12 protein-coding genes are annotated in these 12317 nt (G+C 36.2%); 9 read left to right on the top strand and 3 right to left on the bottom strand.

Annotated features, from left to right (window positions below):
* The first annotated feature begins 45 nt into the window (after positions 1–45).
* From KPL75_RS17660 to KPL75_RS17625, 8 genes are all read left to right on the top strand, one after another.
* The gene (locus tag KPL75_RS17660) at positions 46–1461 is read left to right on the top strand and encodes an amino acid permease (protein WP_219917172.1); all 1416 of its coding nucleotides are present in this window, start codon (positions 46–48) and stop codon (positions 1459–1461) included.
* Between the two features lie 282 nt (positions 1462–1743).
* Positions 1744–2619, top strand: coding sequence for a cytochrome aa3 quinol oxidase subunit II (locus KPL75_RS17655; protein ID WP_219917171.1), 876 nt, complete (start codon positions 1744–1746; stop codon positions 2617–2619).
* Between the two features lie 33 nt (positions 2620–2652).
* The gene (qoxB, locus tag KPL75_RS17650; RefSeq protein WP_000762387.1) at positions 2653–4587 is read left to right on the top strand and encodes a cytochrome aa3 quinol oxidase subunit I; all 1935 of its coding nucleotides are present in this window, start codon (positions 2653–2655) and stop codon (positions 4585–4587) included.
* 13 nt (positions 4588–4600) lie between these two features.
* Positions 4601–5203: a cytochrome aa3 quinol oxidase subunit III gene (gene qoxC / locus KPL75_RS17645; protein WP_002010602.1), complete on the top strand. Its 603-nt coding sequence runs from the start codon at positions 4601–4603 to the stop codon at positions 5201–5203.
* Complete coding sequence (gene qoxD, locus KPL75_RS17640) at positions 5204–5515, top strand: cytochrome aa3 quinol oxidase subunit IV (RefSeq protein ID WP_000531385.1); 312 nt, start codon at positions 5204–5206, stop codon at positions 5513–5515.
* 218 nt (positions 5516–5733) lie between these two features.
* Entirely contained in the window at positions 5734–7563 is a 1830-nt protein-coding gene (locus KPL75_RS17635; RefSeq protein ID WP_219917170.1) for a monovalent cation:proton antiporter family protein, read from the top strand.
* Positions 7564–7615: 52 nt separating this feature from the next.
* The gene (locus tag KPL75_RS17630) at positions 7616–7870 is read left to right on the top strand and encodes a DUF4022 family protein (RefSeq protein WP_219917169.1); all 255 of its coding nucleotides are present in this window, start codon (positions 7616–7618) and stop codon (positions 7868–7870) included.
* Positions 7871–7887: 17 nt separating this feature from the next.
* Positions 7888–8325: a GNAT family N-acetyltransferase gene (locus KPL75_RS17625; protein WP_219917168.1), complete on the top strand. Its 438-nt coding sequence runs from the start codon at positions 7888–7890 to the stop codon at positions 8323–8325.
* Between the two features lie 33 nt (positions 8326–8358).
* Here the strand turns inward: KPL75_RS17625 and KPL75_RS17620 are convergent, their stop codons facing one another.
* The 3 genes from KPL75_RS17620 to KPL75_RS17610 all read right to left on the bottom strand — a co-directional run bounded on the left by KPL75_RS17620 (position 8359) and on the right by KPL75_RS17610 (position 10475).
* Positions 8359–8793: a hypothetical protein gene (locus tag KPL75_RS17620; RefSeq protein WP_219917167.1), complete on the bottom strand. Its 435-nt coding sequence runs from the start codon at positions 8791–8793 to the stop codon at positions 8359–8361.
* A 4-nt stretch (positions 8794–8797) separates the two neighbouring features.
* Complete coding sequence (locus tag KPL75_RS17615) at positions 8798–8998, bottom strand: helix-turn-helix transcriptional regulator (protein ID WP_219917166.1); 201 nt, start codon at positions 8996–8998, stop codon at positions 8798–8800.
* A 184-nt stretch (positions 8999–9182) separates the two neighbouring features.
* Positions 9183–10475 (bottom strand): NCS2 family permease, encoded by a 1293-nt coding sequence (locus tag KPL75_RS17610; RefSeq protein ID WP_219917165.1) that lies wholly within the window; start codon positions 10473–10475, stop codon positions 9183–9185.
* Positions 10476–10755: 280 nt separating this feature from the next.
* On the opposite strand from KPL75_RS17610, the gene KPL75_RS17605 reads away from it, so the two are divergent.
* Positions 10756–12147 (top strand): amino acid permease, encoded by a 1392-nt coding sequence (locus KPL75_RS17605; protein WP_219917164.1) that lies wholly within the window; start codon positions 10756–10758, stop codon positions 12145–12147.
* Positions 12148–12317: the final 170 nt, after the last annotated feature.

Here is a 12317-nt window from a genome sequence, read left to right as displayed (position 1 = left end):
TGAAATCAAGTTAACACATACAAGAAAATATGGGGTGAGGGGCATATGAATCAACAAGTAGAACAAACAGATTTAAAACGAACAATGAAAAGTAGACACCTATTCATGATCGCACTTGGTGGAGTCATTGGAACTGGATTATTTATGGGTTCTGGACAAATCGTCCATAATGCAGGACCAGGCGGAGCTATTCTCGCATTTTTAGTGGGTGGTTTCGTTATGTATTTAACGATGTTATGTCTTGGCGAATTGTCAGTAGCTATGCCAGAAGCGGGTTCCTTCCAAAGTTACGCAAGCAAATTTATTTCACCTGGTTTTGGATTTGTTGTCGGTTGGATGTATTGGTTAAATTGGGCTGTTACAGTTGGAGTAGAGTTAACGACTGTTAGCATTTTAATGAAACGATGGTTTCCAGACGTTTCTTCTTGGATTTGGTGTGTTACTTTTGCCGTAGTACTCTTTCTTGTGAACGCTTTATCAGCAAAAGCATATGCAGAAGCTGAATTTTGGTTCGCTAGCGTAAAGGTGGCAACAATTGTTATCTTTATCGTTCTTGGAGGAGCGGTTATGTTTGGTCTCCTCGATTTTAATGGAAAGCCAGCTCCAATGCTTCACAATTTCACTGAAAATGGCGGGCTATTTCCAAACGGTGCATTAGCTGTTCTTCTTACCATGATCACAGTTAATTACTCATTCCAAGGAACAGAATTAATCGGAATTGCTTCAGGAGAAAGTGAAAATCCTGAAAAAACAATTCCAAAAGCAATCAAAAATACCATTTGGCGAACTCTATTCTTCTTCGTCCTAGCGATATCAGTTGTTGTAGGTTTACTCCCGTGGCAAGAGGCTAATCTAGTTGAAAGTCCATTTGTACTTGTATTTGATGTGGCTGGTATCCCTTATGCAGCGGACATTATGAACTTTGTTATTATTACAGCTGTATTATCCGTAGCTAACTCTGGTCTATACGCAAATTCTCGTATGCTTTGGGCGATGGCAAAACAAGGAATGGCTAGTCCAGCTTTTACGAAGTTAACTAAAAGAGGTGTACCACTAAATGCGTTAATTTTCAGTTTGATTTTCGCAAGCCTTTCTTTATTAACAAGTATATTTGCAGCAGATACTGTCTTTTTAATTTTAACTTCTATTGCAGCAATGGCTGCTGTTGTTGTTTGGATGTCGATTGCAGCTTCACAGTTTTTCTTCCGTAGAAATTTCGTGAAAAATGGCGGCGACATAAATGATTTAAAATACCGTACACCACTTTATCCAATAGTTCCAATCGTAGCTTTCTCACTCAATTTCATTACATTTGTTAGTTTAGCTTTCATTCCAGATCAGAGAATTGCTCTTTATTGTGGGATTCCATTTATGATTATTTGTTACATTTTATACCAAGTGAAATATAAAAAAGTTGTCACATTTGAACAGAAAAAAAATATAACTCAGGAAATAAACTAAATATACAAAATATTCAGCTATCTTTCTTATAATAAGATAGTTTTTTTCTATTTATTGGATATCTTGGTATAACTTTATTTATCTTAAAATTCTCACAATCAAGTTTTTATCTGGAAAATAGTTTACAATGTTATCAAGTTACAAATGATATTCACCTTAAAAAGCGTGCATTTGTGTCTATTTTTTAACAATATCACAAAAACTATTGCCATCTATAAATTAATAGGTTTATATTGTTTTATTGGCATAGTTTCAATCCAAGGAGAAAGGAGATTTTCAATCGTGCAACTAAAGAAAGCATTTTGGAAGTTAGCTTCGCTTCTTCCGTTATCATTACTTCTGTTCCTCGGCGGCTGTGATAAGAAACTCGCAGTATTAAATCCGCAAGGACCCGTTGCAAAGGCACAGTATGATTTAATTGTTTGGTCATTCTTGCTTATGTCATTAATTATCGCAATTGTATTCATCTTGTTTACAGTCATCTTGATTCGTTATCGTGAAAAACCAGAGAATATGGACTATGAGCCACCTGATCAACATGGTAACACATTATTAGAAATCATTTGGACGGTTATTCCTGTTATTATCGTTATCGCATTATCGATTCCAACAGTTAAGGCAACTTATGCTTCGGAAGAGGTTCCGCAAGAGTCCAAACATATTAAACCAGTTGAAATTTATGTTACATCTGCGAACTGGAAATGGTTATTTAGTTACCCGGAGGAAAAAATTGAAACCGTTAACTATTTAAACATCCCAGCTGGTGTACCAATTCAATTTAAGCTTACTTCTGTAGGTCCAATGAATGCATTCTGGGTTCCAGAACTTGGTGGTATGAAGTACACTATGGATGGCATGATTATGGATTTATATTTACAAGCTGATAAGCCTGGTTCTTACCTAGGCCGTAGTTCGAACTTCTCTGGTGAAGGGTTCACTCATATGGAGTTCGAAGTTGAAGCAAAAACAAAAGAAAAGTATGACAAGTGGGTAAAAGAAGTACAAGAAACTGCTCCTAAACTAACAGAAAATAAGTACAACGAAATTGTTAAACCTGGTGTAGTTGGTCGTATGACATTCTCTAGTCATCACTTAAGTTATGTAGATCCAAAATCACTTGAATATTGTGATTACAACTACTACAAAAACAAAAAATAATAGCTATTATTCCAACAGATTGGAGTGAACACAGTGAAGCTTGATGAATTTTTTGTCACAGGTGACCCGATTATTTACGGAGCTGACGCATCTATCGTTCTTGTGACATTAGCGATTCTTTTCGTACTAACAAAGTACAAAAAATGGAGATGGCTTTGGGATGAATGGTTGACAACTGTTGACCATAAAAAAATAGGGACCATGTATATTATCTCTGCCGTTATAATGTTATTCCGTGGTGGTATGGATGGTTTAATGATCCGTGCACAGTTAACATTCCCAGAAACAACTTATTTAAACGCTGAACACTATAACGGAATCTTTACAACACATGGTACAGTAATGATTCTTTTCATGGCAATGCCATTCGTTATGGGATTAATGAACCTTGTAGTACCATTACAAATTGGTGCTCGTGACGTTGCATATCCGTTCTTAAATGCTTTAAGTTTCTGGTTATTCTTTGTCGGAGCAATGTTATTCAACATCGCTTTCGTAATCGGTGGTTCTCCAGACGCTGGGTGGACTTCTTACTTCCCAATGGCAGGTACAGAGTTTACTTCTGGTGTAGGAAATAACTACTACGCAATTGCATTGCAGATTTCAGGTCTCGGTACGCTAATGACCGGTATTAACTTCCTTGTTACTATCTTAAAAATGCGTACACCTGGTATGAAATTAATGAGAATGCCAATGTTTACTTGGTCAATCTTAATTACAACAATTATCATTATTTTCGCTTTCCCAGTATTAACAGTTGCTCTTGCATTAATGACATTTGACCGTCTATTCGATGCTCACTTCTTTACGATGGCGAGCGGCGGTATGCCGATGTTATGGGCCAACCTATTCTGGGTATGGGGTCACCCTGAAGTATATATCGTTATTTTACCGGCATTCGGTATTTTCTCTGAAATCATTAGTACATTCTCACGTAAACGTCTATTCGGTTACAGTGCGATGGTGTACTCGATGGTTGCAATTTCTTTACTAAGTTTCGTCGTATGGCTTCACCATTTCTTCACTATGGGTGCAGGTCCAGCGGTTAACTCATTCTTCTCGATTTCGACAATGGCGATTTCGATTCCAACCGGTGTTAAGATCTTTAACTGGTTGTTTACACTGTATAAAGGACGTATTCGTTTTACAGTTCCAATGCTTTGGTCATTGGCATTTATTCCAAACTTCGTAGTTGGTGGAGTTACAGGGGTTATGCTTGGAATGGCAGCAGCTGATTATCAATACCATAACAGTTACTTCCTAATTGCTCACTTCCACTACGTATTAATCGCAGGTACAGTATTCGCTATGCTTGCTGGATTCACATACTGGTATCCAAAAATGACAGGTCATATGTTAAATGAACGCCTAGGTAAATGGACATTCTGGATCTTTATGAGCGGATTTAACATCTGTTTCTTCCCAATGTACTTCTTAGGTTTAGACGGTATGACTCGTCGTATGTACACTTACTCTGAAAGTCTTGGCTGGGGCTGGCTAAACCAAATCGCATCTGTTGGTGCTGTAATGATGGGTATTGGCTTCCTAATCCTTTGCTATAACGTAATTTGGAGTGCACGTCACGGTGAGCGTGACACAACTGGAGATCCATGGGACGGCCGTACACTTGAATGGGCAACTCAATCTCCTGTACAACATTACAACTTCGCGAAACTTCCTGAAATTAAAGAAGCTGATGCTTTCTGGTTCATGAAAAAACGCGGAGAAACAGTTACACCAGCTGCAGAAGAAATAAAACCAATTCACATGCCAAGTAACTCTGGCGTGCCTATTATTGCGTCTTTATTCTTCGGTCTTGCAGGTTTTGCATTAGTATTTAGTTGGTTCTGGCTTGCTGCAATCGGCGGAGTTGGTATTTTAGGTTGCTTAATCTATCGTTCATTCGATTATGACGATGGTTACTACGTAAGTGTTGATGAAATTAAAGAAACAGAACATATAGCATGAGAGGTGAAATGACATGGCGGCTTTAGATAAAAGCTTACCTTTGGAATATCAATCCGAGCAAAGCAGATTGAATATCCTAGGATTCTGGATTTTTCTTGGGGCTGAAATTATGCTGTTCGCAACACTTTTCGCCTCTTATCTAGTCCTTGCTGGTCGTACGGCAGATGGCCCAACACCAGCGCAACTGTTTGAACTTAAAACGCTTTTAATTCAAACACTACTACTTTTAACAAGTAGTTTCACATGTGGTATCGCAATTCATGAAATGCGTAAACACAATCAAAAAGGAATGTTAGCCTGGTTTATCCTAACTTTACTTTTAGGTGCAGGTTTCCTATTCTTCGAAATCGAAGAGTTCATTATGTACATTGGTGAAGGTGCAACAATTCAAACAAGTGCTTTCTTATCTGCATTCTTCGTTCTTCTTGGAACGCATGGTGCCCACGTAACAGGTGGTATCATTTGGGCAACTTGTGTTATTATCCAAATTTTAAAACGAGGTTTAACACCAGTCACAGCTCGTAAAGTATTTATTATCAGCTTATACTGGCATTTCCTTGATCTTGTTTGGGTCTTTATTTACACACTAGTTTACTTGAACGGGATGGTGGCGTAAATGGGTCAAAATAACAATCAAGCAAATGGGCATGCGCATAGCGGATTCCCATGGTCACACGTTTTCGGATTTATTTTATCGCTTGCACTAACGTTTCTAGCTTTATACGTGGCACTTTATACAACCCTGCCACTTTCAACGATATTAACAACTATTATCATAATGGCTGTTGCGCAAGCTTTATTACAATTAATTATGTTCATGCATTTAAAAGAAGGAGAAGGAAGAGTTCAAATTCTTACAATGATATACAGTTTCTTCGTTGCAACTGCAACAGTTGGTTTAACTGTATGGATCTTCTTCTCAATGTAATTTGCATAAAAAAGACTGCTGAGGAATCTCAGCAGTTTTTTTTATTCTCCCCCTATTACATCCACATTACGGAATTAACAACAAAATCATGGAAAATATACTTATTATGACAAATCTTAAGAAAACTCTTTCTTTATGAAATCGAAACCATATCCGTTGCTTTTCTACCTATTATATGGCTAAATAGTTACTATATTTATTTGAAGGGAGAGAACGCAGTGGAACATCATTCTTCTGTTCTATCACTTATGGTTGTGGTCGCAATCGCGTTTTTCATTCCCCTTTTGTTACAGCGCTTTAAATTAAAAGCACTTCCTGTCGTTGTTGCAGAAATTATCGCAGGAATCTTTGTAGGTAAAAGTGGATTTAACATCATTGAGCCAGATATGTGGCTTCAAGTCTTATCAACACTAGGGTTTATCTTCCTAATGTTTTTAAGTGGTTTAGAAATTGACTTTTCGATCTTTAAACAAAAAGGGAAAAAGAATACGACAAACGAACCGAACACATTCCAAGCAGCGAGCATTATCTTCTTGTTTATTTTCATTTTATCTTATGCCCTATCATTAATATTCGTATGGCTAGGATTCGTAGATAATGCAATGTTCATGACTTTAATTATTTCAACTATTTCTTTAGGTGTTGTCGTGCCAACATTGAAAGAAAATAACTTAGGAAAAACCGCAATCGGGCAAATCATTTTATTAGTCGCTGTTATTGCAGACTTAGTTACAATGATTTTACTCGCTGTATTCGTCGGATTAAATTCCGAAAGTGGCCAAAGCATGTGGCTTCTACTTCTTCTATTCGGTGCTGGTATTGTAATTTACTTTGTCGCAAGACGTTTTAAAAATATTCCATACCTAGAAAGCTTAAAAGCCGGCAGTGTACAAATTGATACACGAGCTGTTTTTGCACTCATTTTAATATTAGTTGGATTATCTGAATCTGTTGGGGCAGAAAATATTTTGGGAGCCTTTTTAGCAGGTGTACTTGTATCTTTATTATCACCAAATGAAGATATGGTTGAAAAACTTGATTCCATCGGATATGGTTTCTTCATCCCTATTTTCTTCGTAATGGTTGGTGTAAATTTAGAAGTATGGTCCATTTTTAAAGAGCCTTCTAGTATGCTAATGATTCCAATTCTAATTGTGGGACTCTTTATTTCAAAACTGTTGCCATCACTCGTCTTACGAAAATGGTACCCACGCAATATCGTACTCGGAAGTGCTATTTTGTTAACATCAACACTTTCTTTAGTTATTGCGGCTGCACAAATCGGTGAAAAGCTAAGCATCATTAGCCCAAGTTTATCAGCATCTCTTATTTTAAGCGCCGTTATTACTTGTATTTTTGCACCTATATTATTTAAAAAGATGTTTCCAAAAGTGGAAACACCAAAACCGAAAGTATCTATTATTGGTGCAAGCAGAATTACCCTTCCGTTATCACTTGATTTAAAACGTGAAGATTATGACGTAACACTATATATGATACGTCAAAATAAAGTAAATGATCAGGAAGCGAAATCTCATGACTTCCCTATTGTAAAATTAGATGAGATTACTATTCAATCTTTAATGGAGCAAAAAGCTTTCGAAGCAGACCGTGTTGTCGTTGCGACAAGTGATGATGAACAAAACTTATTGTTAGCAGAACACGCAAAAGAATTAGGTGTTGAACACGTCATCGCAAGTGTAGAAGATCCCCTTCTACAAGAAAAAGCGACTCAAGAACATATCGCTGTATTCTCGACTATTAACTCTACACGTATTTTATTACGTGCACTTATTGATAAACCAAGTCTCGTTCGCTTAATTACAACAGCAAATGAAACGGTGCGTGAGGTTGCACTACAAAGTAATAAATATAACGGTTTAGCACTTCGTCGCCTTCCGTTTTTAGGTGATGTACTTGTCATTCAAATTTACCGTGGTAATAAAGCATTAATACCACATGGTGATACGAAGTTACAGTATGGCGATACTTTACTTGTAACGGGTTCAAAAGAACATATTGATACAATGAAAAACATATTAGAATAGAAAAATGCCCCTCACATAATTGAGGGGCATTTTTTCAATTTCATATGGTAAAATGTTACTATCACATATTATGGGGATGAATAACATTATGTCTATTTCAACTTTAGCTCTCTTATTATTAGCAGAAGTACTCGTCGCCATTATTCTCATCGGTATTAGCATTGAAATTTGTAGTTATGGATGGAAAAAATCGAATGGAATTAAGTACTTTTGTCTCCTAGTTTCACTCCTTCTCGGAACCGCTAGCATACTAGGACTTCTCGTTGCACCCGCATATTTCTTCTTACAACTTATAGAAAAAGGATGATAAGAAAGGATGATATTTTGATTACCGTGAAACAGATTGATGCGTCTGAAACATATTTATTTCGTCAAACGATTTTGCGTCCCAATCAATCATTAGAAGATTGTAAATACGATTCAGATTACGAAACAGACGCCTTTCATTTAGGTGCATTTCTACATGATGAACTTGTTAGCATCGCCTCCTTCTCTAAAGAAATACATCCTGATTTACAAGCTGGTACCCACTATCGTCTACGAGGAATGGCAACATTACCTAATTTCCGAAACCAGCATGCTGGCAGCTCCTTAATCCGTAAAGCTGAACAAGTCCTCCAAGAACGCGAAGCAAATATTCTATGGTGTAATGCCCGAATTACCGTAGCGGATTATTACAAACGATTAGGTTTCCATGAGCATGGTGAAATCTTCGAGATTGATCCAATGGGACTACATAAAGTAATGTATAAAGAAATATAAGAAAAGCTTTCTGCATATTGCAGAAAGCTTTTCTTATATCTCATCTTCACTTTTTATTTTTTTCATATATATGTATATAAACAAACTAGGAACTAAAAAACAAGCAAACATAATAAGTCCTGTTATACTAATTTCCTTCATTGAAATATTCGGTGTTACAATAATACAAATACCTAAAATACCAATAACAATCCCTACTGGAATGAATAATAGTTTCATGAAATAACTACGAGATACTCCCCCTGTATGCTCATACACTTCCACCGAATTTTTTAAGTTTAAAAAGTTAATAACTATTATCCCACCCATAAATACCATTAATAAATCCGAAACACTTTCATATCCTGCCCCTTGCAAGACATAGCGGTAAAAAACAATACTTAATATTACGATATTTTGTAAGATGAAAGCCAATCTAACATGTTTTAACCCCTCGATCATTAAACGTTCATCTTTCACGATTTTCACCCTATCACTCCTTTTCCACCCAAAACAAATCATTCAATGTTTTATCTACCGCATAACAAATTTTCAAACATAAATCTAAAGACGGGTTGTATTTCCCCTTCTCAATTAAACTAATCGTTTGCCTTGTAACGCCTACTTTTTCTGCTAATTGTTGCTGTGTTAAACCTAACTGAACACGCGCGACTTTTATTTTACTTACAGCCATTCATGTTCCTCCTCTACCTTTATTGTAACATATATATTCCATTAAGTAATTTATATTTTACGTAATTAATTTGATTTTCACTTTATCCCGCTATTTGTGGGCGATAAAACCCCCACTGATTATAGTTTCACTTAATTATACACAAAAAAGGAGCCTCTCATAAGAAGCCCCTCTCCTATCTATATTATAAGAATAAATGACATCCAAATAAAATTGTAAATAAGTATAGTAACGGATGCACTTCCATCCCTTTCCCTTTCACAATCTTTAAGACTGGATACACTAAAAATCCGATTGCAATTCCATTCGCAATACTAGATGTCAACGGAATACCAACGAAAATTAAAAATGCCGGTAATGCGTCTTCAAATTCATTCCAATTAATATCCCGAATGCTTTGTGCCATTAAACTACCTACAATAATTAATGAAGGAGCTGTAATAGCGGCTACACTTGATAAAGAAGCAATAACAGGGCTGAAGAATGCCGTTATAATTGTTAGACCAACAACTACAATACCTGTTAACCCCGTTTTACCACCCGCAGCAATACCAGCTGACGATTCAATTGTCGCTGCTGTTGGACTTGTTCCAAAGATAGAACCTGTCGTTCCGCCAACCGCATCTGCAATAAACGCTTTACCAAAACGTTTCTCTGTATTATCTGTAATTAAACCTGCTTGTTTAATTAAACCGAGTAATGCACCTGTCGTATCAAATAAAAGTACAAGCAAAAACGAAAATACAACACCATATAGTCCGTATTCGATTACATCTGAAAATGCATTGATTGGATTCGAAACGATAATTCCCTCTGGTAAATGAGGCATCGCTACAATTTTATCCTCAAACTTCAGTTGCCCTGTAAAGAAGGCGATAACTCCTGTCACAATCATACTAATAAATAATGCACCACTCACACGTAATGTCATTAATACCGCCGCTAAAATTAAACCGATTAAAGTTAAAATAACGGCTGGAGAATGAAAATCACCAATCGTAACTAAATTAGATGGATGATCAACGATAATTCCAGAAAGGCGTAATCCAATAAAAGCAATAAATAGTCCAATTCCACCTGCAATTGCATGCTTTAAACTATCAGGAATTGCTAAAATTAACTTTTGCCTAAACGAAGTAAAAGATAATAAAAGAAAAATAATCCCTGTTACAAATACCGCTGAAAAGGCAATTACATATGTAATCCCCTCTGCCTGTTGAACAACAGAATACGCAAAATATGCATTCATTCCCATAGCTGGAGCAATAACAATTGGATAGTTAGCTAAAAACGCCATACATAGCGTCCCAATAACTGTCGCAATAATAGTTGCCGTAAAAGCTTGATCAAATGGTACACCTGCATCAGATAATATTTTCGGATTGATGACCAGAATATACGCAAATGTAAAAAAAGTTGTGATGCCAGCTAAAAGCTCTTGCTTCACAGAAGTGTTATATTTTTGTAATTGAAACATGCTTATGTACCCTTCCTACATCTGAATTATTATCACACATTCTTTTCTTACTAGTATGTGAGAAAATATAATACTTAATCTTAACAATCAATAAAAAGAAGAGTCAATATATTCTCTAATAGTGAGAATTTTAAGTTTAAGTCTGACAAGTACAGATGTAGTACAGTTCATTTTGATTATTTTTGTAGCATAACAGATAGAAATGTTTTATAATTTGAAATAGTTAAATATTTAGTAAACGCATTCAAATAACGTTCACTCAACAAGGAGGATTCTTCTTATGCAGCACACAAACAAATCAGGAACTTTAAATCGAGGTTTAAAAGAACGGCATATTACTTTAATGTCTCTCGGTTCAGCTATTGGCGTTGGACTATTTTTAGGATCAGCTTCTGCTATTAAACTAGCTGGTCCTTCCATTTTACTAGGTTATATGATCGCTGGGCTCGTTATTTTTTTCATTATGCGGGCGCTCGGAGAAATGGCAATTGAACAACCAGTTGCTGGTTCTTTTAGTAAATATGCTAATGATTATATCGGCCCACTAGCTGGCTATATTACTGGTTGGAACTACTGGTTCTTATGGGTTGTTACTTGTATGGCTGAAATTACAGCAGCTGGAATTTACATGCAGTACTGGTTCCCAGATATCCCGCGCTGGACTTGGGCGTTACTCGCTCTATTATTAATGAGCGCTTTCAACTTCTTATCGGTAAAAGTATTTGGAGAACTTGAGTTTTGGTTTGCTCTCATTAAAATTGTCACAATTATCTGTATGATAGTAGTTGGAGCTGGAATTATTTTATTCGGATTCGGAAACGGCGGTATCGCTACTGGTATTTCAAATCTTTGGTCACATGGTGGCTGGTTCCCAAATGGTTTTTCTGGGTTACTACTCTCTTTACAAATGGTGTTATTCGCTTATTTAGGCGTTGAACTAATCGGTGTTACAGCTGGTGAAGCTCAAAATCCGAAGAAAACACTCGCAAAAGCAATTGATAACGTGTTTTGGAGAATATTACTGTTCTACGTTGGGGCTCTATTCGTTATGATGGCAATTTATCCATGGAACGAACTTGGCGAGAAAGGAAGTCCATTCGTATTAACATTCCAGCAAATCGGTATCGCAAAAGCAGCAGGTATTATTAACTTTGTCGTATTAACAGCAGCTCTTTCTTCTTGTAACGGCGGTTTATTTAGTACAGGCCGTATGCTATTTACATTAGCTCAGCAGAAGAAAGCTCCTGAAAGATTTGGTCGTTTAAATAAAAATGGCATTCCAAGTCAAGGAATTGTAGCAACTACTATCGTTTTACTCATTGGTGTTATATTAAACTATCTCGTACCTGCAAAGGTATTTACATGGCTCACTAGCATTTCAACTTTCGGGGCAATTTGGACTTGGGGCATTATATTAGTTGCACAAATTAAGTTCCGTAAAGGTTTGCCCACGCAAAACAAACAAAAATTATCGTATAAAATGCCTTTATTCCCATTAAGTTCATATTTCTCACTCGCTTTCCTTGCATTAGTATTGGGTATAATGGCGTATTCAGAAGATACACGAATTGCATTGATTGTCGGCCCAATTTGGCTTATTGGCTTAGCTATCGTGTATTACATGAAAGGATTTCATAAGATTGATGAAACACCTAATTCAAAAATTAGTTAAACAAGCTATCCCTTCCTTATTAATTGGAAGGGATTCTTTATTGTCTATATAAATATTTCTCAACAAAATTAACGGTATTTTTACAATTTTTTAATATTTTTTACGTTTTCTGTCTTTATTTTTTCAGAAAAATAAATTACATTATTAATGCACTTATATTTATTATTAGG

The organism is Bacillus sp. NP247 (assembly GCF_018966865.1).
Lineage (GTDB): Bacteria > Bacillota > Bacilli > Bacillales > Bacillaceae_G > Bacillus_A.
The sequence above is the reverse complement of the archived record's forward strand: the minus strand, read 5'-3'. Positions and strand labels throughout refer to the sequence as shown.